Source organism: Citrobacter sp. Cpo221 (assembly GCF_030332345.1).
GTDB lineage: Bacteria > Pseudomonadota > Gammaproteobacteria > Enterobacterales > Enterobacteriaceae > Citrobacter > Citrobacter portucalensis.
On the sequence record NZ_JAOWIA010000050.1, the window covers coordinates 27,483 to 49,908 of the forward strand.

Annotated in this window: 24 protein-coding genes and 1 pseudogene; 10 read left to right on the plus strand and 15 right to left on the minus strand. The window is 50.0% G+C overall.

Going from position 1 to position 22,426, the window contains the following annotated elements:
* The 3 genes from lapB (at position 1) to yciH (ending at position 2,424) form a co-directional block, all read left to right on the plus strand.
* Positions 1–1,170, plus strand: a complete 1,170-nt coding sequence (gene lapB / locus OGY72_RS11615) for a lipopolysaccharide assembly protein LapB (RefSeq protein ID WP_003833317.1) — start codon at positions 1–3, stop codon at positions 1,168–1,170.
* Between the two features lie 189 nt (positions 1,171–1,359).
* Positions 1,360–2,097: an orotidine-5'-phosphate decarboxylase gene (gene pyrF, locus OGY72_RS11620; protein ID WP_126319799.1), complete on the plus strand. Its 738-nt coding sequence runs from the start codon at positions 1,360–1,362 to the stop codon at positions 2,095–2,097.
* Complete coding sequence (gene yciH, locus OGY72_RS11625) at positions 2,098–2,424, plus strand: stress response translation initiation inhibitor YciH (RefSeq protein ID WP_003833315.1); 327 nt, start codon at positions 2,098–2,100, stop codon at positions 2,422–2,424.
* 91 nt (positions 2,425–2,515) lie between these two features.
* Here yciH and osmB read toward each other — a convergent pair whose 3' ends face one another.
* The 7 genes from osmB to fabI all read right to left on the minus strand — a co-directional run bounded on the left by osmB (position 2,516) and on the right by fabI (position 10,644).
* Positions 2,516–2,734, minus strand: coding sequence for an osmotically-inducible lipoprotein OsmB (osmB, locus tag OGY72_RS11630; protein WP_003020583.1), 219 nt, complete (start codon positions 2,732–2,734; stop codon positions 2,516–2,518).
* 268 nt (positions 2,735–3,002) lie between these two features.
* The gene (yciT, locus tag OGY72_RS11635; RefSeq protein ID WP_003020580.1) at positions 3,003–3,755 is read right to left on the minus strand and encodes a DNA-binding transcriptional regulator YciT; all 753 of its coding nucleotides are present in this window, start codon (positions 3,753–3,755) and stop codon (positions 3,003–3,005) included.
* A gap of 95 nt (positions 3,756–3,850) precedes the next feature.
* Entirely contained in the window at positions 3,851–4,033 is a 183-nt protein-coding gene (locus OGY72_RS11640; protein ID WP_003833313.1) for a YciZ family protein, read from the minus strand.
* A 182-nt stretch (positions 4,034–4,215) separates the two neighbouring features.
* Positions 4,216–6,207: a cyclic di-GMP phosphodiesterase gene (gene pdeR, locus OGY72_RS11645; protein WP_063940813.1), complete on the minus strand. Its 1,992-nt coding sequence runs from the start codon at positions 6,205–6,207 to the stop codon at positions 4,216–4,218.
* Positions 6,208–6,472: 265 nt separating this feature from the next.
* On the minus strand, positions 6,473–8,407 hold the full coding sequence (locus OGY72_RS11650; protein ID WP_286547780.1) for an exoribonuclease II: 1,935 nt from the start codon (positions 8,405–8,407) through the stop codon (positions 6,473–6,475).
* Between the two features lie 89 nt (positions 8,408–8,496).
* Entirely contained in the window at positions 8,497–9,642 is a 1,146-nt protein-coding gene (locus OGY72_RS11655; RefSeq protein ID WP_286547781.1) for a CMD domain-containing protein, read from the minus strand.
* Positions 9,643–9,855: 213 nt separating this feature from the next.
* Positions 9,856–10,644 carry an enoyl-ACP reductase FabI gene (gene fabI, locus OGY72_RS11660; RefSeq protein WP_020996373.1) on the minus strand — a complete coding sequence of 263 codons (789 nt, stop codon included), beginning with the start codon at positions 10,642–10,644 and terminating at the stop codon, positions 9,856–9,858.
* Positions 10,645–11,086: 442 nt separating this feature from the next.
* On the opposite strand from fabI, the gene OGY72_RS11665 reads away from it, so the two are divergent.
* Entirely contained in the window at positions 11,087–11,779 is a 693-nt protein-coding gene (locus OGY72_RS11665; protein ID WP_003833297.1) for an EAL domain-containing protein, read from the plus strand.
* Between the two features lie 38 nt (positions 11,780–11,817).
* On the opposite strand, the gene sapF is transcribed toward OGY72_RS11665, so the two are convergent.
* Genes sapF through sapA form a run of 5 tightly spaced genes read right to left on the minus strand, consistent with a single transcriptional unit; the run spans position 11,818 to position 17,100 of the window.
* A complete protein-coding gene (gene sapF / locus OGY72_RS11670) occupies positions 11,818–12,624 on the minus strand; it encodes a peptide ABC transporter ATP-binding protein SapF (protein WP_016153235.1) in 807 nt (268 codons plus the stop codon).
* A 1-nt stretch (position 12,625) separates the two neighbouring features.
* Complete coding sequence (gene sapD / locus OGY72_RS11675) at positions 12,626–13,618, minus strand: peptide ABC transporter ATP-binding protein SapD (RefSeq protein WP_003020556.1); 993 nt, start codon at positions 13,616–13,618, stop codon at positions 12,626–12,628.
* Positions 13,618–14,508, minus strand: a complete 891-nt coding sequence (sapC, locus tag OGY72_RS11680; RefSeq protein ID WP_003833291.1) for a peptide ABC transporter permease SapC — start codon at positions 14,506–14,508, stop codon at positions 13,618–13,620. The genes sapD and sapC overlap by 1 nt, the downstream gene beginning before the upstream one ends.
* Positions 14,495–15,460: a peptide ABC transporter permease SapB gene (sapB, locus tag OGY72_RS11685; RefSeq protein WP_003020545.1), complete on the minus strand. Its 966-nt coding sequence runs from the start codon at positions 15,458–15,460 to the stop codon at positions 14,495–14,497. Before sapB ends, sapC begins: the two co-directional genes overlap by 14 nt.
* Positions 15,457–17,100: an ABC transporter substrate-binding protein SapA gene (gene sapA / locus OGY72_RS11690; RefSeq protein WP_003833288.1), complete on the minus strand. Its 1,644-nt coding sequence runs from the start codon at positions 17,098–17,100 to the stop codon at positions 15,457–15,459. The genes sapB and sapA overlap by 4 nt, the downstream gene beginning before the upstream one ends.
* Positions 17,101–17,634: 534 nt before the next feature.
* On the opposite strand from sapA, the gene OGY72_RS11695 reads away from it, so the two are divergent.
* On the plus strand, positions 17,635–18,087 hold the full coding sequence (locus OGY72_RS11695) for an SgcJ/EcaC family oxidoreductase (protein ID WP_003833285.1): 453 nt from the start codon (positions 17,635–17,637) through the stop codon (positions 18,085–18,087).
* Positions 18,088–18,128: 41 nt separating this feature from the next.
* On the opposite strand, the gene OGY72_RS11700 is transcribed toward OGY72_RS11695, so the two are convergent.
* Both OGY72_RS11700 and pspF read right to left on the minus strand, forming a co-directional pair.
* A complete protein-coding gene (locus OGY72_RS11700) occupies positions 18,129–18,773 on the minus strand; it encodes a quinolone resistance pentapeptide repeat protein QnrB9 (protein ID WP_004201260.1) in 645 nt (214 codons plus the stop codon).
* A gap of 94 nt (positions 18,774–18,867) precedes the next feature.
* A complete protein-coding gene (gene pspF, locus OGY72_RS11705; RefSeq protein ID WP_166465577.1) occupies positions 18,868–19,857 on the minus strand; it encodes a phage shock protein operon transcriptional activator in 990 nt (329 codons plus the stop codon).
* Between the two features lie 155 nt (positions 19,858–20,012).
* Here pspF and pspA point away from each other — a divergent pair, with 155 nt between their 5' ends.
* From pspA to pspD, 4 genes are read left to right on the plus strand one after another with little or no spacing between them, the layout of a single operon-like run.
* Complete coding sequence (gene pspA, locus OGY72_RS11710; protein WP_003020532.1) at positions 20,013–20,681, plus strand: phage shock protein PspA; 669 nt, start codon at positions 20,013–20,015, stop codon at positions 20,679–20,681.
* 54 nt (positions 20,682–20,735) lie between these two features.
* On the plus strand, positions 20,736–20,960 hold the full coding sequence (gene pspB, locus OGY72_RS11715) for an envelope stress response membrane protein PspB (RefSeq protein WP_003020509.1): 225 nt from the start codon (positions 20,736–20,738) through the stop codon (positions 20,958–20,960).
* Complete coding sequence (gene pspC / locus OGY72_RS11720; RefSeq protein ID WP_003020497.1) at positions 20,960–21,319, plus strand: envelope stress response membrane protein PspC; 360 nt, start codon at positions 20,960–20,962, stop codon at positions 21,317–21,319. Before pspB ends, pspC begins: the two co-directional genes overlap by 1 nt.
* 8 nt (positions 21,320–21,327) lie before the next feature.
* Complete coding sequence (gene pspD, locus OGY72_RS11725; RefSeq protein ID WP_003833267.1) at positions 21,328–21,558, plus strand: phage shock protein PspD; 231 nt, start codon at positions 21,328–21,330, stop codon at positions 21,556–21,558.
* A 165-nt stretch (positions 21,559–21,723) separates the two neighbouring features.
* On the opposite strand, the pseudogene OGY72_RS11730 reads toward pspD, so the two are convergent.
* Positions 21,724–21,849: pseudogene (locus OGY72_RS11730) on the minus strand (LacI family DNA-binding transcriptional regulator); the annotation flags it as partial.
* A gap of 155 nt (positions 21,850–22,004) precedes the next feature.
* On the opposite strand from OGY72_RS11730, the gene pspE reads away from it, so the two are divergent.
* A complete protein-coding gene (gene pspE, locus OGY72_RS11735) occupies positions 22,005–22,322 on the plus strand; it encodes a thiosulfate sulfurtransferase PspE (protein ID WP_004201265.1) in 318 nt (105 codons plus the stop codon).
* The last annotated feature ends 104 nt before the right edge of the window (positions 22,323–22,426 follow it).

The window sequence follows — 22,426 nt, forward strand, 5'->3', positions numbered from 1 at the left end:
ATGTTGGAGTTGTTGTTTCTGCTTTTGCCTGTAGCCGCTGCCTATGGGTGGTATATGGGTCGCAGAAGTGCGCAACAAACCAAGCAGGATGAAGCTAACCGTCTTTCCCGTGACTATGTCGCCGGGGTTAACTTCCTCCTGAGCAACCAACAAGACAAAGCGGTGGATCTGTTCCTCGATATGCTAAAAGAGGATACGGGCACCGTTGAGGCTCATCTCACCCTCGGAAACCTGTTTCGCTCGCGCGGTGAAGTCGACCGCGCAATCCGCATCCATCAAACGTTAATGGAAAGTGCTTCGCTGACCTACGAGCAGCGTTTGTTGGCCGTGCAACAGCTGGGGCGCGACTACATGGCCGCAGGTCTGTACGACCGCGCGGAAGACATGTTTAATCAGCTTACCGATGAAACAGATTTTCGCGTCGGTGCATTACAGCAACTGCTGCAAATTTATCAGGCGACCAGCGAATGGCAGAAAGCGATTGATGTCGCAGAACGCCTGGTGAAGCTCGGTAAAGATAAACAGCGTATTGAGATAGCTCACTTCTACTGCGAACTGGCCTTACAGCAGATGGGTAGCGACGATATGGATCGCGCCATGACGCTGTTGAAAAAAGGGGCTGCGGCAGACAAAAACAGTGCCCGTGTTTCCATCATGATGGGCCGTGTGTACATGGTGAAAGGCGATTACGCGAAGGCCGTCGAATGTCTACAACGCGTGATTTCTCAGGATAAAGAACTGGTCAGCGAAACGCTGGAAATGCTGCAAAGCTGCTACCAGCATCTGGGGAAAAACGATGAGTGGGCCGAGTTTTTACGTCGGGCTGTTGAGGAGAATACTGGCGCCGCCGCCGAGCTGATGCTGGCCGATATTCTTGAAGCGCGTGAGGGGACTGATACCGCTCAGGTTTATATTACCCGCCAGCTACAACGCCATCCTACGATGCGCGTGTTCCACAAGTTGATGGATTACCATCTTAACGAAGCAGAAGAAGGGCGCGCGAAAGAGAGCCTGATGGTTCTGCGCGATATGGTCGGGGAGCAGGTGCGCAGCAAGCCTCGGTATCGTTGCCAGAAGTGCGGATTTACCGCATATACACTGTACTGGCACTGCCCATCCTGTCGCTCATGGTCAACCATTAAGCCTATTCGCGGACTTGATGGGCTGTAATTTTTAAAAAACCTCACTTTAGTTACAACATACTAATGATCTATAACAGATCCTTCCTCAACCTCCGTTGCCAAATTTGCCTGGCAGAAATGTAATCGCGCCTGTTAATTTTTTATTGCCGCAGGTAGAATGCACGCCGTTTACCCATTTTGCGCCGCCGATGGCGCCCATCCTCAGGAAGGTCTGGTCATGACGTTTACTGCTTCATCTTCTTCTCGTGCTGTTACTGATTCTCCTGTCGTTGTCGCTCTCGATTATTCCAATCGTGATAAAGCATTAGCTTTTGTCGACAGAATTGATCCTTGTGATTGCCGTTTGAAAGTGGGCAAAGAGATGTTCACGCTTTTTGGACCTCAGTTGGTTCGCGATTTACAACAGCGTGGCTTTGACGTTTTTCTTGATTTGAAATTTCATGATATTCCCAATACTACCGCGCATGCCGTTGCGGCGGCGGCTGAGCTTGGCGTATGGATGGTTAACGTTCATGCTTCTGGTGGGGCGCGTATGATGACCGCCGCACGTGAAGCCCTGGTGCCTTTTGGCAAGGATGCGCCGTTGCTGATTGCAGTAACAGTTCTGACCAGTATGGAAGCCAGCGATCTTGCCGACCTTGGCGTGACGTTGTCACCTGCGGAGCATGCGGAAAGGCTGGCGCGCTTAACCCAACATTGTGGTTTGGATGGCGTCGTATGCTCCGCGCAGGAAGCAGTGCGATTCAAGCAGGCATTTGGCCAGGCATTTAAACTGGTAACGCCCGGTATTCGTCCTGAAGGCAGCGAGGCAGGCGACCAGCGTCGTATTATGACGCCGGAACAGGCACAGTCAGCTGGCGTCGATTATATGGTTATTGGTCGTCCGGTCACACAGTCGGCAGATCCGGCTCAGACGCTGAAGATGATCAATGCCTCCCTGAAACGAGGTGCGTAAATGAACGACTCAAATTCTCGTCTGGTCTACTCAACTGACACCGGGCGTATTGATGAACCAAAAGCCGTCCCAGAGCGTCCCAAAGGCGATGGCATTGTCCGTATCCAGCGACAGACCAGTGGCCGCAAAGGTAAGGGCGTGTGTCTGATTACTGGAATAGATCAGGACGATGCTGAACTGACCAAATTAGCTGCGGAACTGAAGAAAAAATGTGGTTGCGGCGGGGCAGTGAAGGATGGTGTGATTGAGATACAGGGTGATAAACGCGACCTGATTAAATCGCTGCTGGAAGCCAAAGGAATGAAAGTTAAATTGGCTGGCGGTTAATAAAAAAAGCCACGGAATTTTTCCGTGGCTTTTTAATAATACAGACCTGAAAAAGTAAACGTATTATTATATCGAGCCGTTTAACCGTAAATTATTTACCCACCTGGTGGCCAATAATACCACCTACTGCAGCACCACCCAGCGTGCCCAACGTGCTGCCGTCAGTCAGGACTGCACCACCGATTGCACCAGCACCAGCACCAATTGCGGTGTTACGGTCACGTTTGGACCAGTTAGAGCAGGCACTCAGCGACATTGCCAGAGTAATCGCCAAAATGGCAGCGGTCATTTTTTTGCTCGTTACTAACATAATACTTTCTCCTGAATTATTGATTCACGGAATCCAGTGTTCTTTAAGAATAGCGCTAAATTTAGGCTAACGAAGATATTTCCGTGAAACCGTTTAGCGAAGGCATGACAAACACTATCCTGAGATTGGAGGTTCGTTCCTGTTATATCGCTAACATTAATTTTACGACTTAATCCTGTTAACGACAGGTAAAAAGTCTTAATTGGACTGTCAGATAACTCTCAGAGAGGAGATGATTTGCCGACTGACAAATCATCTGCTGAAGATTTTATGCGTGCGCATCAATGATATTGACGGTTAAACCCGAGTGCTCAAGCTGCATTTGTACGCTGGCGCTGAGTCTGGAATCCGTGACTACGCGGCTGAATCGCTCTAATGGACCCAGCGTGTAAGGGTGAATGGCTTCGAATTTTGAGCTGTCAGTAAGCACAATAACTTCTGCACCTTTTTCCAGCACCGCGTTAACCACATCAGAACGCATCATGTCGCGTCCGGTGAAGCCGGTGTCAGCCTGCCAGCCATCAATGCCGATAAAGGCCTTGCTGAAGTGTACCTGCTGGATAAACTGGCGAGTTAAGGGCCCCACCATGCTTTCGCTTTTTTTCTGATAGATGCCGCCAAGGAGAATCACTTCGCAGGGGGTTTCTTTCAGCAGATGGGCTATATAGCTGCTGACGGTAATGATGGTGACATCTTTTTGCTCCGCCAGCGTTCTGGCCAAGAGCGCATTGCTGCTGCCGTTTTCAATGAATACGGACTCGCCTGGGCTTACCAGCGATGCGGCGAATTCGGCCAGCTCACGCTTCAGCGTAAAATTAGTCATCATGCGCGTTTCCACATCATCGCTGTTCAATGAAACAGCAAAACCGTGCGCACGGCGTAAATAACTCTGTTTTTCCAGTGTGTTCAGATCCTGTCGAATCGTCACTTCTGAGACACCGGTGATTTTTGCCAGTTCGGCAACGCTCATCTGACCTTTATCAGTCACCATCTGCAAAATAGATTGTTGTCGGGAATTCATAATATTAATTTTATTGCGATATCGTATCGGAAATTAAACGGAAACTGCCTCATATGCAGTTTGCTGATAGCCGCGACATTAAAGGGTTAATGTCATCAGATCTCCCAGGGAGCCTTGTGCTTTTTGGGCAAAGACTCGGCATCTTCTTTGGCCGTGTCTAGCAGCTCAGCCTTCAGAATTTCGAGATTGTGGATGGCTGAGTGGTAATCACCTGCAACGAGGATATCCAGCACGGTATCAATGCGTTCGGCCAGACGCTGAGCGTCGATATCAGACATGGTTATCATCCTAATGGCAATAGAGTTTGAATTTCATGATGCAGAATTTCATGGCAAAAGAGAAGGGAAAAATAGTATTAACTTCAATGATAGAAGAATATTATATATTCTGTGATTACATGCAGATAGGATCGTTAGGTAATGTCCATTTATGGCTATTTTCAACGTTTGATCCCACTGCATTAGCGTGTTTTTTTATTCAGGTGCCGTCGATACCAACGTTCAAATGCAACTGCTGGCATTGGTTTGGCAAACAAAAAACCCTGACGCTCGTTGACACCATTTTTGGTTAAAAACGCATCCTCTTTCGCGCTTTCAACACCTTCGGCGATGACCTGCAGATTGAGTGCCTGTGCGACCGCAACAATGGCACGTACCAGCGACTGCGAAATAGGTTGTTTGTGTACATCCCTGACAAAGGTTTGATCCAGTTTAATTGCATCAAGCGGGAAGCGGGCCAGTTGAGACAGTGACGAATATCCGGTACCAAAATCATCCAAATGGATTTGCGCTCCCAACTGGCTAAACTGCTGAATGACGGACAGTGCCAACTGTTCATTTTCAATCAAACTGCTTTCCGTTAACTCGACATCAATGGGGCAATATTCAAAGTCGAGTTCATGAAGCACCTGTTTGAGATCGGTAAATAGCGTCTGATCGGCGAGTTGGCGGGCAGAAACGTTTACCGCCACGCGCAGATTGATTCCCTTGGCGCGCCATTTTGCAACCTGACGCACAACGTCCAGAATAACCCAGCGCCCCAGCGGAACAATAAGCCCTGATTCTTCGGCGTAGGAGATAAATTCCAGTGGTGGAATGAGGCCGCGTTCCGGAGACTGCCAGCGTACCAGCGCCTCCAGGCTGCGCACTTCGCCTCGCCAGGTTATTTTTGGCTGATAATGGATAACCAGTTGATCGTTTTCCAGCGCCTTGCGCAGGTTAGTATCCAGCCACAGGTATTCAAAAACCCGCTGATTCATTTCCGGAGAGAAAACACAAAACTGTCCGCGGCCGCCTTCTTTCGCGGTGTACATGGCCGTATCGGCGTTACGAATGACGCTTTCGCAGTCCTGACCATGCTGTGGAGCGAGGGAAATACCAATAGAGCAGCCTGTATAGACTTCAATCAGGCCAATGCGAAAGGGTTGACGCAGGCGTGTCAGAATGCGCGATGCGGTAGCCTCCAGTGTGCTCTGGGACGTTTCGGTGGCAAGGACGATAAATTCATCACCGCCAAACCGAGCCAATAGCTGGTTGTCGTCAAGACAACTGAGGATTGCAAGCGACACACTCTGTAATAGCTGATCGCCAAACATATGCCCGTAGGCATCGTTCACCTTTTTGAAGTTATCAAGATCGAGATATACAATCCCAACCTGAGTATCACCTGCGTTCTCAATCGCGTCGCTTATCAGCTCATGAATGGCGTTACGGTTCGGTAATCCGGTGATGGAGTCGGTATTAGCCAACATCCGCAGGCGTTCCTGCGCGCGGCGTTCTTCAGTGATATCGGTGCCGGAACAGATCAGAAATATTTCGTTCTTGCCGCTACCGTTATGTACAAACTTATTGCGAAAAAGAAACAGGCGCTGACCTTTGCAGGTCTTCACCCAACGTTCGACCTCATATGAGTTGCCTTCGCGAAAAAAAACCTCGATGTTACGTCTGGAGGCTGCGGCTTCACGTCGACTCATAAACAGTGTGAATACGCTTTGGCCAATGACTTCACGTTCTCTGAGTCCGGTGTACTCTTCGCACAAACGGTTAAAACGCTGAATGTTGCCCATGCGGTCAAGAATGACAATAACGGAATTGGCTTCTGAAACCACCTGTTCGGCAAAAGAGAGACCTTGAGCCAGATCGCGTGCGACGGAAGGGGTGTCATCCCAGGCTGATGCGCTACCGGCCCATTCGCGCTTATTGATTTTCCGCCCGACCAAATGTACCGGAATATCGTCATCTTCAATGGGTAACGTCATCAACAGGCTTGACGTAATTACCGTCATCTCGCGAATGCGGTCGGCCTGTTCGGGTGATAATTCGATGGTCTGCTCAGCTTCTGCTGTTTCATCAATAGAGAAATGCAGGATGTTGCAATCCTCTGACAAACGCCAGTAGGGGTTATGAGTGCCCACATAGCTATACAACGTAACCAGCTCCCGGACGTCTTTCATGATGTGTACTATCCCGTTTAAAGCGCATAAAGCCTCAAAAGTAAGGGTAGCCATGATTCATTCAGGGTGATTATGGCTGAACGTATTGTTTTATTTATATATTTATATGTAATCCAGAATCCATAAAAAGCAAAGCCAGCGGAACTGAAAAATAGTAAAAAAAAATTTTGACTGGATGAGAGAAGTGTAGTGTGTGGTTGAAATTTGGTCGGTAAAAAAAGAAAACGACCTTTCAAAAAAGAGAAAGGTCGTTGGATTTGTCAGTTTACGCTGCTGGACGCGCGATAACGCTACGGGTTTCCATGCGAACTTCGGCGATAGTTACGTCAATCACATCAGTGACTTTGTAAACCACTTCACCTTTGATTTGTACGGTACCACTTTCCTGGCTGCAGACCAGTTCGTCACGCACGGCGTGCAGGAAGGGGGCAGGAATAAAGGCAACAGCGCCATTATCAACCAAACGTACGCGCATGCCGCCGCGGCTGACGTCGATGATCTCGGCCGCAAAGCGGGTGTCGGTTCCGGCTTTATCACTCAGGAAACGGGCGTATAGCCAGTCACCCACATCACGCTCAGCCATCCGGTTCAGGCGACGACGTTCTGCCATCTGCACGGTGGTATCATCCTGAGGTCGGGCGACGGTTTCACCTTTGATGACGGCCTTAAGCAGACGGTGGTTGATCATATCGCCATACTTACGGATTGGGGAAGTCCAGGTGGCATATGCCTCCAGACCCAACCCAAAGTGTGGACCTGGCTCGATACTTATTTCAGCGTAAGACTGGAAGCGGCGAATTCGGCTGTCGAGGAAACCAGATGGCTGTGCATCCAGCTCACGGCGCAGTTTGCAGAAACCTTCCAATGTCAGTACTTCTTCGGCATCGACGTGCATACCGTGGGTTTTCAGCAGCGCGGCCAGAGCGTCGGCGTTGGCCGGGTCGAATCCCATATGGACGTTATAAATACCGAAGCCCAGCTTGTCGCGAAGCACACGAGCGGCGCAAATATTTGCCGCAATCATGGATTCTTCCACGATACGGTTTGCGATGCGGCGTGGCTCAGCGACGATGTCCAGTACTTCACCTTTTTCACCGAGAACGAAACGGTAATCCGGGCGATCTTTAAAGACCAGCGCGTGGTTATGACGCCACTCTCCTCGGCTCAGGCAAATACGATGCAGCAGACGGATTTGTTCCGCAATCGCGTCGTTTTCTGGTTGCCACTCGCCTGTACCTTCCAGCCAGTCGGAAACATTGTCATAGGCCAGCTTCGCTTTAGATTCGATGGTTGCGGCGAAGAAGGTGATGTTGTCTTCAATCGTGCCATCGGCAGTAATGCTCATACGACAAGCTAAAACCGGGCGCACTTCGTTCGCGCGCAGAGAGCAGAGATCGTCAGACAATTCACGTGGTAACATCGGGATATTGAACCCCGGTAAATAATTGGTGAACGCGCGAATTTTTGCCGTTTTATCCAGCTTGCTGCCTTCTGCAATCCAGGCTGTTGGGTCGGCAATGGCGACGGTTAATTGTAGTGTGTCGTCAGCTTGTTCTTCAGCATACAGCGCATCGTCCATATCTTCGGTGCTGGCGCTGTCGATGGTGACGAAATTGAGGGCGGTTAAATCTTCACGAACCAGGCCTTCGTCCAGCATTTCGGTTGCTACACCGTCTGGGGCTTCTTTTTCCAGATTATGGCGTGCCAGTGTGACCCACCACGGGACAAAGTGGTCATCAGCAAAAGTGATAAATTGGGTTAACTCGGCGTAGAAGGTGCGATCGCCTTTCAGCGGATGGCGGCGCATTTCTGCAACAGCCCAGTCGCCTTCTTTAAATTCATGTTCAACGCCGCGGGCTGCACGACAAGGAATAGCATCTTTCAGTAACGGATGATCCGGCACAATGGACAGACGGTCATTTTTGCCCTGAACTTTACCCACGAAGCGCGTCAGGAAGGGTTCGATCAGTTCTTCCGGCTCAGCAGACTCACGATCTTTTTCTGTATGGATAACCGCAACAATACGGTCGCCATGCATCACTTTTTTCATCTGCGGCGGTGGAATGAAATAGCTTTTTTGTGCATCGACTTCCAGGAAGCCAAAGCCTTTTTCCGTGGCTTTTACCACCCCTTCAGCACGTGGCGTCTGGGAATGTAGTTGCTGTTTAAGCTGCGCTAGCAGCGGGTTGTCCTGAAGCATAATTGTCTATTTTCGTGGCTAAAAGAGCGGCTGACAGTTTTACGCGATTCTGCCAGTGGCAGCAAGCGCTCTTTCAGTAAGTGGATCGGTTAATCAGTGTCGCCCAGCGCGATTTTCAAGCGATTCAACCATCCGCACAATCCACTCCAGGCTAGCAGGTTAATGGCCTGCTCTGAAGAGATTCCCTGATCGAACAAAGGCGTTAACAGTGCGGTGCTAAAGCGGTCGGGCGCCCGGGTCAGCCATTGTACCGCCTGTAGGGTAACGCGCTCAACTGGATGTCGTTGTTCCCAACGTTGTAATTCACGTTCATCCTGGCGAAGAACGGTAATGGCCTCGGTTAATTCATGAGCTGAATACGCATGTTCATTAAAACAGGCCACGCTGCCATTAATCCGTGAAGTCATCAGCGTCGCCAATGAAAATGCCTGTACCGGTATCCCGCTACGTTGCGTGCTGGAAATGAGCGACCCGTGTAAATCCAAAATGACGGGGGAATGTATCAGTAATGGCAGTAACGCTTGCAGTTCCTCGGGATAACGTCTGTCTATCGACTCATCATGATTAAGATGTTTTTCTATCGGGAATGGCGCAGCGTGCCAGGTTGTGTTTGTTGCATTAAATGGCGCAGCGTGAGCGAATTGTTGTATATCGAGACCCGGAATTCGGCGCACCGGATGTCCACACCAGGCCTGAAACAGGGCCACGATACGGGCCTGAAAACCGACGAATCCGATAATTTGATTCATCAGAATGCTATCGCTGGTGGTTAGCCCGACAGCATCCAGATGCTGGCGATCGCGCACGCCTATCACGGCAGGAGAGCTGGCAAGTTGACGAGCATATTGGGTGATTTGCGCCAGTCGATGGTTACTTTCCCGCGAGGAGTCCGGCCCAGGAAGCGGTGTTAGACGCGCGGCATAGTGATTACATAATCGCTGGACGCCATATACCTGAGCGACGGTTAACGCCGTACTCATCCGTTCATAGGCGCTGAATGTGTGCATCTGACTCAGGTTTACGTGGGTCGGGAAGAGAATCTGTGCAAGTTTACGGGCAGGGATTAACCAGGATTGAAAAGGTAAAAGGGCGTCATCAGATATCGCCAGATCCAGTAAAAAGCAGTCGTCGACATGAGCGGCTTCCGGCACCAGCGGCAGAACATCTTGTGGATACATGCTGGATTGCGTCTCATGATACCAGTGGCTTTTGCCTTCAATTCGGCGTTGTTCCATGGGCGGTCCTTGGTCTAAAAAGTGGCGACCCGGACACGTCGTCATACCACTCGCCGGATCGTTTGCGCTGCAATATCCTGACGTAAGCAGAAGAGGGGATGAAAGATTGTTACGTGATAATAAATATCAGAAAAGCATATATGGGACAGGGTAGAGGGGAATTAAAAACGAGCATCATGGGCGACAGCGGGCCGCCCAGAGAACAGTGGAAGATTATTTCAGTTCTAGTTCATTCATTGCAGCGATGCTGAATCCACCGTCAACGTGTACGACTTCACCAGAGATACCGGCAGAAAGATCGGAACACAGGAATGCCGCAGAGTTGCCCACATCTTCAATGGTAACAGTGCGGCGAATCGGCGTAACAGCTTCGCAATGGGCCAGCATTTTACGGAAATCTTTGATACCGGAAGCGGCGAGGGTGCGGATTGGTCCTGCGGAAATTGCATTTACGCGTACGCCTTCAGGCCCCATTGCGTTAGCCATATAACGGACGTTTGCTTCCAATGAGGCTTTCGCCAGGCCCATCACGTTATAGTTAGGGATTGCACGCTCTGCGCCCAGATAGGACAACGTCAGTAGCGCAGAGCCAGGGTTTAGCATGGAACGACATGCTTTTGCCATCGCAACAAAGCTATAAGCGCTAATGTCATGCGCAATTTTAAATCCTTCGCGGGTAACTGCGTTCACATAATCACCATCCAGTTGGTCAGCAGGTGCGAAGCCGATGGAGTGTACGAAACCGTCGAATTTCGGCCAGGCTTTGCTCAGTTCAGCAAACATGGCGTCAATGCTGGCATCTTCAGCCACATCACACTGCAAAACAATGTTGGAGCCTAATTGCGCTGCAAATTCTTCCACACGACCTTTCAGCTTGTCGTTCTGGTAGGTGAACGCCAGTTCGGCACCTTCGCGATGCATCGCCTGAGCGATTCCCCATGCGATAGACAATTTACTGGCAAGGCCTGTCACCAGAATGCGCTTACCTGATAAAAAACCCATGGCTTTAATCCTTTTGGCTAACACTTATCTTATATCAATCAATGAGTTATGATTGACGCATTAAACACACTCGAAATTGGCCTGAAATTATATCCCACGCTTTTTCCCTGGAGAATGGTTATCCGCCTCACGTGACCTGTCACGTCATTACATGTGAGGAGTATATCATCCCCCTCCGCTTGTGCTTCGTTCAGGCATCTAACGTCGGTGAATCAGAGAAAATACGAGGTTTCAAAGGCATTGAAATGGTATTATTTCATTGCTAGCTGATGTTAATAAACATAGCAAGGTAGGAACTTTCTTAAAACAATAAATGTGACAATATTCAGCTTGTTATGATATATTGTTTTTATCGATCAATATCGAATCATTGATCGATATTATTGATTGATTGTGATTAGAAGTGCATTATCAGGATGTTATGATCAATTGGAGTGGTCTTATGCACTATCATTTCATCGCGGAACCGATGAGAGACACAACAGATAAATTACTGGGTGTGGAGATTAACGCCCGGTTTACTTCAGATACGGTTCACCCGTTGCATCCAGATTTCATCATTTCAGCGTGGGATAGCGAACAAAAGCGTAATTTCATGCTCGAGCAAATTCGATTAATTGCCGAAAAGCGTGACTGGTTTGAGCACAACAGCCTTATTTGCACCCTGAACCTCATTGACGAAATGGCACTGCTGGCGATTGGTGATCCAGCCATCAAGTCGGCCTTACATGCTCTACCATTTATTGCACTGGAACTTTCAGAACGTTTTCTGTCGAATACCATGTGCCTGAATAATCTGCTGATTAATTCACTTCGCGACGGCCCAAACGCATTGTGGTTGGGCGATCTTGGCTCCGGCAGCGTAGGGGCCAGTCCGCTGGTTTGCGGTCATTTTGACGTTGTGAAACTGGATCGCGGTTTCTTCCTGGAACAGGTAGAAAAACCGATGTTCCCGGTGCTGATCAAAAATATCAGGGAATATTGCGACCGTGTTGTGGTGAAGGGAGTAGAAACAGTACGACTTATCGACGAGGCCAGTACCGCAGGTGTCTGGGCAATGCAAGGTGGTGCCCTTTACCCGTCAGTCGCGTTTACCGAAGTTGATACGCTGCTCTTACCCACATTGTGTCACTGATGGCAGAATGCCCCCCGGTTGAGGAGGGCAGCCGTTTGTTAACGATCTTTTCGCCAGGCATCAGCGGTAAGCGCTTCGCCGAAATGACCTGCAATCAGGCGGCGGGTAAGCTCATGAAGAGGGGACGCCAGAACATCCGCTGTACTGCCGCGTTCTACCACTTCGCCCTGATGCATGACTAATACCTGATCGCTGATGTGCTTCATCATGCCAATATGTTGGGTCACATAGATATACGAAATCCCCTGTTTTTCCTGCAATTCCAGCATCAGATTGATGAGCTGCGAACGCATCGACATGTCCAGAGAAGCCAGGGCTTCGTCGGCGATAATGACTTTGGGTCGTAAAATGAGCGCACGGGCAAGGCCCAGACGCTGTTTTTGACCCGGCGCTAACATATGCGGGTAATAGCTCACATGGTCAGGCAGCAGACCGACCATGCGCATAGTTTCTATAATCTGTTTACGACGCTGCTCAGGCTCGAGGTCGGTATTCAGACGTAGCGGGAAATCGAGGATCTGCGAGATACGTTGCCGCGGATTAAGCGATGTTGACGGATCCTGGAAAATCATACGGATCCGCTGACTACGAAATGAATAATCGCCATATTTTAACGGATGATCGTCAATCAGCAGCTCACCGCTGGTGGGTTCAATCATACCCGCCAACATTTTTGCCAGCGTAGATTTCCCCGAGCCGTTTTCACCAATGACGGCGAGCGTCTGACGTTCGCGCAGGGTGAAACTTAGGGGCTTAACGGCCTCAACGGTCTGGCGGCGAAATAAACCTGTCCGGTAGCGAAAGGTTTTGCTCAGATTACGAACTTCGAGCAGGGTTTCTACCATCTCACTCTCTCTCCATGTTCAGCGGGAAATGACAGGCGTAGAGATGATTCTTTGCTCCGGTCAGTCTTGGGGTTTCAATACATTCGCGTTGTGCATAAGGGCAGCGTGGCCCCAGACGACAGCCGATGGGTAATTGTTCCAGCAATGGAATAGCTCCTGGCATGGTATTCAGGCGGCTTTTGTGCGGCATTGCGCTACCAAAATCAGGAATAGCGCGAATCAACGCTTGAGTATAAGGATGATGTGGAATGGTGACCAAATCTTTACTTGGCGCGGTTTCGACCGTTTGTCCGCAGTACATCACGTTGATTTTGTCAGCCCACTGGCTGAGCATTTGCAGGTCATGGCTTATCAACAAAATGGTGGTATTGCTGTTTTGATTCAGACGGGTTAGCAGACGGAAAATTTGCGCCTGGGTGGTTGGCTCCATTGCGTTCGTTGGTTCATCGGCAATCAGCAAACGCGGCTGATTCGCTAATGCAATAGCGATCATGACCTTCTGGCATTCGCCATCGGTCAGCTCATATGGGAAGCTGCGCATGGCATCTTTATGGTCTTTTATCCCGACGCGGTGCAAGAGTTCAATCGCACGGCGTTTGCGCCAACCGATGCGCTGCCACCAGCGACCTTTGTAGGTCCATGCCGGAATATTTTGCATCAGTTGACGTCCAATACGCTCGGACGGATCGAGACATGACTGCGGCTCCTGAAAGATCATGGAGACGTTATGACCGACCAGTTTGCGTCGTTCACGCGCGGAAAGGCGTAGCAGATCGATATCATCAAAACGCATACGGTCTGCGGTTACGCGCCAGTTATCTTTAGCGACACCGCAAATGGCCTTAGCGATCAGACTCTTGCCGGATCCAGATTCGCCGACGAGCCCGCGGATTTCACCCTCATTCAATGTCATGCTGACACGATCAACAGCCTTTACCCAGTCGTCACCGGTCCTGAATTCAATGGTTAGGTTGCGGATATCCAGTAATGGCATTACTCCACCCCCGCAATAATTGCGCGGCGCACGCCGTCACCCAGTAGGTTAACCAGCAACACGCTTATCATAATTGCCGCGCCTGGCAGCATCACCGTCCACGGTGCGACATAAATCAGCTCCAGCGCGTCGCCGAGCATGGCTCCCCATTCCGGGGACGGCAGCTGTGCGCCAAGGTCGAGAAAACCCAGCGCGGCGATATCCAGAATCGCCATCGACAGTGCGCGGGTGATTTCAGTAATAAGGCCAGCGGTGATATTGGGCAGAACGGCGAACCACAGAATATTCAGTGTGGTTGCACCGTCCAGGCGAGCAGCAATGACGTACTCTTTCTCCAGCTCGTCATGCACCATGCTGTAAACGGAGCGCACCATGCGCGGCAGCAGCGCCAGCCAGACGGCAAACATGGCGTGTGTCAGATGCGGCCCGGCAAAGGCCACCACAATAATCGCCAGCAGCAGAGAAGGGATCGACAGTAGGGTGTCCAGAATGTGGTTCAGCACCGCAGAGCGCAATCCGTGCGTCGCACCGGCAACTACGCCCAATACCAGGCCACACAGCGTGGCGGCAAGAGTAACGACAAACGCGCCGCCAACGGTCGGGGCCGCGCCGCTGAGCAGACGACTTAAAACGTCACGTCCCAGATCGTCAGTCCCGAGGAAGAATGAGACTTCGCCATAGCGCGACCATGACGGCGGTAAAAGCTGATAGCCGAGAAATTGCTGATCGATGCCGTAAGGGGCAAACCAACCACCAAAAATACACAGAATAGCCAGTCCCGCACAGCCGTACAGGCCGATCATCGCAGTCGCATCACCATAGAAATTGCGCCATGCGGTGCGCAACGTACCCGGCGGGCGTTTTTCGCTATAGACGCTATCGTAAGGCATACCATTCCTTATGTTTCAGAGGGTTAGCCATAGCACCCAAAATATCAGAGATGACGTTAACGATGATAACCAGGGAACCAATCACCATCACGCCCGCTGAAATCGCCGCGTAATCCTGCTGGCGAATCGCGTTAATCAGCCAACGGCCAAGACCTGGCCAGCTAAAGACCATCTCGGTGATCATCGCCAGCGTCAGCATGGTGGAAAACTGTAAGCCCAGACGCGGGATCACCGGCGGAAGGGCGTTGTGCAGGACGTGACGACGCAGAATCGTTAATCGTGACAAACCGCGTGTGGCCGCCGCTTTGACGTAGTTCTGGTCAAAGACCTCAATGGTGCTGATACGCATCAGGCGGATGACTTCGGTGGTGGGCGCAACGGAGAGCGTCAGCACCGGGAGCACCATATGACGGATAGCGCTGACCAGCATTTCATCGCGCCAGGGCGAGTCGGAGATCCACGCATCAATAATGGCAAAACCGGTAACAGGTTTCACCTCGTAGAGAAGATCAAAACGCCCGGAAACGGGTAACCAGCCGAGGGTCAGTGAGAAGAGCAATGTTAGCAGCAGCGCCAGCCAAAAAACGGGGATAGAAAACCCCATCAGAGCCAATGCGCTGATGCAGCGGTCCTGCCATTTGTTCCGCGTGATACCGGCCAGCATACCAACGGGGATCCCAACCATTAGTGCAAAACCAAAGGCAAGAATGCACAGTTCCATTGTGGCCGGGAACACCTCTTTCAGCTGCTCTGAGATCAACTGACCGTTAATACTGGATACGCCGAAATCCCAGTGGATGAGACCATTGAACCAGAATACCCAGGCGTTCCACAGCGATGCACCCTGCAACGGCGCATGAGGCGTGAAGTAGCTCAGGCTGAAGCCAATAAAGGTCAGGAAGAACAGGGTTACCAGTAGCAATAAAAATCGACGCAAGGTGAAGATAATCATGGTTTTTTCACCTCATCTTTCTTTTCCCTGGACACGCCGGCAAAAGAGGCATTACCGAATGGACTGAGCACCAATCCTTTGATGTCGTAGCGATAAGCCTGTAGACGCAGTGAAGAGGCCAACGGCAGAATAGGTAACTCTTGTGCAAGAATATTTTGCGCTTCGTCATAGGCATCTATTCGCGATGAAAGCTGCTGCGAAGAGAGGGCCTTGCGCAGAATGCTGTCAAACTGCGGATTACACCAGTGGGCAAAGTTGGTCTGCGAATTGATGGCGGCACAGCTGAGCAACGGCCGGAAAAAACTGTCAGGATCGTTACTGTCCGTCGCCCAGCCGGATAACGTCAGATCATGGTTCATATCCATTAATCTCGCCTCCTGAAAACGACCTTCTACAGGGATGATCTTCACTTTCACACCCACCTGAGCCATATCTGCCTGAATCAACTCGGCGGTTTTCAGCGGACTGGGGTTCCAGGCCTGAGAGCTGGTAGGGACCCAAAGTTGTAATGTCAGATTCTCCAGCCCCAGCGCTTTTAGCTGCTCGCGCGATTTTGCCGGGTTGTATTCTGTAATTTTAGCTTCGTTATCATAAGCCCACGAGGCGCGAGGCAAAATAGATGCCGCGGTTTCTGCCGTCCCGTAGTAGATAGACTGCATTAAGCGCTGGTTGTTAATGGCCAGCGCCAGCGCATGCCGCACGGCAGGGTTATTCAACGGCGGTTTATTGGTGTTGAACGCCAGATAGGCAATGTTCATCCCCGGGCGCAGCGTCAGGCGCAGGCGAGGGTCATCACGCAATATGCTGAGCTGGCTGGCGGCAGGCCAGGCCAGGACGTCGCACTCGCCAGTGAGTAATTTCGATAAGCGTCCGGTTCCACCAGAGCCGAGATCCACTACGACCTGCGGCATCAGGGGGGTACCACGCCAGAATTTTTCATGTCGCTGCAACCGAATATATTGGCCGGCACGATTCTCCGAAAGCTGGTACGGGCCTGTGCCGACGGGTTGTCTGTCGAGCAACTCCTGGCGATCCTGTTTTGCCAGATTAGCGGCATATTCGGCCGACATTACCGAGGCATAGTGTGTGGCAAGGTGCCACATAAAGGAGGCATCCGGTTGCGTTAAGCGGAATTCAACGGTGTTGTTGTCCAGTTTGCGCACGCTTTGGACGTTATCGGCAAACTGCAGGCTGTCGAAGTAGGGGAAACTGCTACCGTTCACATTGTGCCACGGATGGTGGCGATCAAAGATGCGCTCGAAGGTAAACACCACATCGTCCGCATTTAGTTTGCGGGTGGGGGTGAACCAGGCAGTCTTCTGAAACTGAACGTCACGACGCAGATGGAAACGGTAGGTTGCGCCGTTATCCAGCACTTCCCAGCTTTCAGCCAGCTCAGGCACCAGCCGATAGGTGTAGGGATCTACATCAAGCAGTCGGTCATACAATTGGGCCGCTAACGTGTCGACGATGAGACCGCTGCTCGTTTTTTGTGGGTTGAACGTATTGACCTGCCCGCTGACGCAATAGACAAACCCACTGTCACGGATATCAGCGTGCGGAGCTTGCTCAGGCGCAGCAGCAGCCTGACCACTCAGAAATCCAGCCATCACGATCAGAGATGATAAAACCAGGCGCATAATTTTAATGGATTATATAAAGAGGCTATCTTACTAATACTTAATGACATTTGCCATTACCGTTTGTTTTTGGGAGTAACAGGCTCGATAAGCGCGAGTTCAACATCGCGACATGGTCAAAATTCATACCTGCTATCTACTTTGAATCTACTCTGTTAACTATCTTAGCATTTTCATGGCCCATCTGACTTGCTATAAACGTGGGGGCGTTCCTGTCGTTGTTTACTGATTGATATCAGTGTGTACTCGGAAGATGGAGTATGGCATTGATAACGAAGTGTGGAGCGAGCATTTAGAGTGTCACTATCAATGCTGAACTATAATCATTCAGGAAGTAGTACACGTTATGTGAGTTGTAATAGCTAAAGTATCTATAATTATTTCAATATGTTAATTCCATTTTTTCTTCATGGCATCTTAATCTTCTCACCCATTTATGGTGATGATTTCCATTGGTTATTAAATGCATTTTGGCTTTGATCCTGGTTATGAACGGTTTTCTGTTGCCATATAACCTCTAATGGAATGAATTGTATGAATAAATTACTGAGCCTTGTTGTTTCACTTGCCCTATTGCCTGGAGCCGTTTTTGCTGCGTCGACTCCAGACTGTGTGAAGGTGAATAAAGCGCAAATCGAAGCGCTATTTGATAAGTGGAACGAGTCATTGAAAACAGGTAACGCGCAGACGGTATCTGAAAATTATCTTAGCGATGCGGTATTGCTGCCTACTGTATCCAATAAAGCGCGTTTAACGGACGCTGAGCGTGTTGATTATTTCGAGCATTTTCTTGCGAAAAAGCCGACCGGGAAAATTGACATGCGTACCATTCGCCTGGGGTGTAATAAGGCGATAGACACCGGTACCTACACATTTACCTTCGCGGACAAATCAACGGTTTCAGCCCGCTACACATTCACTTATGCATGGGACGGTAAAGAGTGGAAAATTTCCACACACCACTCTTCAGCGATGCCTGAGGGGTAAAAAGCAGTGCAGGGGGCGGAATATTCACCGCTCCCTGAAGACTAGCCAATAATCGCGATGCCAAGACGTTCCATGAGCAACGATGCCTGGTAGTTGTCCAACTTAACGCCTTGTAAATCAACGCCCCGAATATCTAAGTCACCCAACTCCGAATTGGTCAGATCGCAATGTGTGAAGTTTGCTGCTCGCCAGTCGAAAGTCGAAAACTCGCCGCCGGAGAGATCTGAACCACTGAACGTCGCGCCCAGTACCTGGGCACCCATCCAACGGTTTTCCCACAGCTCACACTTTTCCAGCACGACTTTCGAAAAATTGGCGTAGCTTAGATTTGTGTTAGTGATATATGCGCTGCAAAACCAGGTGCGTGTAGTGATCATATTCATAAAGCTTGCGCCGCGGAAATCTGCGCCTTGTGCGCGGCAGTGGCGAATTTCAATGCCCAGCGCACTGGCATTGCGAAAATCCGCCATGGATAAATCACAGCTTTTAAAAATGGCATCTTTCAGCATTGCACGACTAAAATTGCACCCTTTCTGGCTTTCACGATCATAGAACTGACAGCCGATAAATTCAGTACCACTTAGGTCGGCACCTGAAAAATCACAGTTAAAAAATGTACTATTTTCAATTTTCTCACCGGTGAAACGGTTTCTGTCAATTTTTTCGCCAACGAGTGCCAGAGCCATATTTGTACCTGTTTTTTTGTACAGTAATGGCGTCATGGTAAACCCTGATGAGGTTATGCGTCAAATCCGCCAATATGACATCTGCAAATGTGCTTTAAATCTGGTGTTTTTTCAGCAAAGCGCGAAGCTGATGGTAAGTCAGACCCAGTAATTCAGCGGCTTTTTTCTGGTTAAATTTTGCCTGCTGTAAGCTGGTTTGTAGAAAGTCTTTCTCTTGCTGCTGCTGGAATTCACGCAGATCCAGCGGTAACCCTACAGACATCGGTTTAGTTTCCGGCGCCTGCGGCTGCGTAGTTTGGCGGCGGAAGGGGTCAATGATTATCTCATCCAGCGGGTAATCACTGGTTCCATGCCGGTAAACGGATCGCTCCACGACGTTTTTCAGTTCACGAATATTGCCCGGCCAACGGTAGTGGAGAAGCGTTTCTCTGGCCTCGGCACTAAAACCCGGAAACAGAGGTAACCCGATCTCGCGGCACATCTGAATGGCAAAATGTTCGGCCATTAACATAATGTCACTTTGACGCTCGCGTAACGGTGGGAGTTGCACCACGTCAAAGGCCAGGCGATCCAGCAGGTCCGCGCGGAAAGTGCCTTCGCTGACCATGCGAGGTAAGTCGGCATTGGTCGCACAAACAAGTCGTACGTTAACTTGCAACGGCTGGCTGCCACCAACGCGCTCCAGCTCGCCATATTCAATAACCCGCAGTAATTTTTCCTGTACCAACATCGGGGCGGTTGCCAGTTCATCGAGAAACAGCGTACCGCCGTCGGCGCGTTCGAAACGTCCCGGATGGCGTTTTTGCGCACCGGTAAAGGCACCCGCTTCGTGACCAAACAGTTCGGAATCAAGCAAATTTTCGTTTAGCGCCGCGCAGTTAAGCGAAATAAACGGGCCTTGCCAGCGGGTGGAGAGGTAGTGCAGGCGGTTGGCAATAAGTTCTTTCCCGGTCCCGCGCTCACCTATAACCAGTACAGGTTTATCCAGCGGTGCCAGATGAGAAACCTGCTCCAGCACTTCAATAAAGCTGTTCGCTTCACCCAGAAGATTATCTTTGTATCCAGCCATGATGAAATTCACCATTTGTTAGTGTTATTCACCAATTTACGCTAATTAGCCTGGCAGGTAAAATTATATAATTACAATAAAATCAATTGCATAAAAAGTTGGCACGCCAAGTGCATAATGAAAGCAGCAGGGCATAGCCCGATATCAGAACAGTAAGTGAGGATTACATTATGGGTATTTTTTCTCGTTTTGCCGACATCGTGAACGCCAACATTAATGCGTTGCTGGAAAAGGCTGAAGATCCGCAGAAACTGGTACGGTTGATGATCCAGGAAATGGAAGACACGCTGGTTGAGGTACGTTCTAACTCAGCGCGTGCGCTGGCAGAAAAGAAACAATTATCTCGCCGTATCGAACAGGCCAGTGCCCAACAGGCAGAGTGGCAAGAAAAAGCAGAACTTGCGCTGCGTAAAGAGAAAGAAGATTTGGCGCGTTCTGCGTTAATTGAAAAGCAGAAACTGACCGATTTAATTGCCTCTCTGGAGCATGAGGTGACGCTGGTTGACGATACGCTGGCGCGTATGAAAAAAGAGATCGGTGAGCTGGAAAATAAACTCAGTGAAACCCGTGCTCGTCAGCAGGCGTTGATGCTGCGTCATCAGGCAGCGAGTTCTTCGCGTGATGTTCGTCGTCAACTGGACAGCGGTAAACTCGATGAAGCGATGGCGCGCTTTGAATCTTTCGAGCGTCGTATCGATCAGATGGAAGCCGAGGCTGAAAGCCATAACTTCGGTAAACAGAAGTCTCTGGATCAGCAATTTGCTGACCTGAAAGCAGATGATGAAATCAGCGAGCAGCTGGCGCAACTTAAAGCCAAAATGCAGCAAGACAAGCAATAATAACATCTGGCGGCGCCCGAACGCGCCGCCGCTCATCACCTGTAAGGAGTACTCATGAGCGCGCTATTTCTGGCCATCCCGTTAACCATCTTTGTGTTGTTCGTTTTACCGATTTGGCTCTGGCTGCATTACAGCAACCGTTCCAGCCGTGGCGAACTGTCGCAAAGTGAACAGCAACGCCTGGTTGAACTCAACGATGACGCACAGCGGATGCGCGAGCGCATTCAGGCGCTGGAAGACATCCTCGATGCTGAACATCCAAACTGGAGGGACCGCTAATGGGAGGCGTTAACCTGAACAAAAAACTGTGGCGTATTCCGCAGCAGGGCATGGTGAAGGGGGTTTGCGCAGGTATTGCGCATTATCTCGATGTGCCTGTGAAGCTGGTACGGATCCTGGTGGTGTTGTCAGTCTTTTTTGGCCTGGCCTTTTTCACCTTCGTCGCCTACATCGTGCTGACGTTTGTGTTGGATCCGATGCCGGACAATGTGGTTTCCGGCGAGCAGCAGCCATCAAGCGGTGAGCTGTTGGATGCCGTCGATCGCGAGCTGGCGGCTAGTGAAAAGCGTTTACGTGAAATGGAGCGTTATGTGACGTCCGATACTTTTTCCTTACGTAGTCGCTTCCGTCAATTGTGAGGATAGAAATGAACAATCGCTGGCAACGTGCCGGGCAAAGGGTTAAGCCGGGCTTTAAAATAGCAGGTAAGCTGGTGCTTCTGACCGCGCTGCGCTACGGCCCGGCGGGTGTAGCAGGGTGGGCGGTGAAGTCCGTCGCCCGACGCCCGCTAAAAATGCTGCTGGCGTTGGTTCTGGAACCGGTGTTGAGTCGGGCTGCGGCAAAATTGTCGAAACGTTATTCAGGTAATCAACCCTGATATTTGAATCAGCAAAAGCAAGCAACAATTAATCAACATTCCCTCAGTTAATTTGCGGCAGCTCACAAATATAATTTTGGGGCTGTCAAAATTCTTTTGGGTCGTTACCACGGGTATTGAAGGTGAACTAAAAAATCTATTTCGCAGGGCATTACTACCCAGGTTTTATATCAGGAAGTCGGTCAGCAATATTTGTGTTCCTATAGTGATATTCTGTAATCCTTTCTCACCTGCCATCAGATTAAATAATAAATTACAGCTTTGCTCACCTAATTGTTGGGTAGGAACATCAAATGCGGGTAGAAAAATCAACAGGCTAACTGCAGCATGGGTAACCTGAGGAACAATCGTCCGCGCCTGCAGACGGTGATAATGCGGTCGCAATATTTTCTTAAGAACTGGCGTATAGTGTAGAGGTAAATCCAACTATCAGTCAGGAAGATATTATGTTGAAAAAAGGTGTATTAGCGTTGGCTCTGGTCATCGGCATGCCGGTTTATGCTGCGGAACATTGGATCGATGTTCGCATTCCTGAACAGTATCAACAGCAGCATATTCAGGGGGCCGTCAATATTCCGTTAAAAGAGATGAAGGCACGTATTGCAGCTGAAGTTCCTGATAAGAACGACACTGTGAAGCTGTACTGCAACTCCGGGCGTCAATCGGGACAAGCGAAGGATATGTTGACTGAAATGGGCTATACGCAGGTGACGAATGAAGGTGGCATCAACCAGATCTCGCTTCCTAAAGTAGAGAATAAATAATCCGTACGCAGTTCTTCTGCTCCTGGCGGTAAGAATAATGCCGCCAGGAACCGCCCAGGTAGTTGATAAGTAAGAATTGACCCCTATCTTTACTTCCTGTTTGT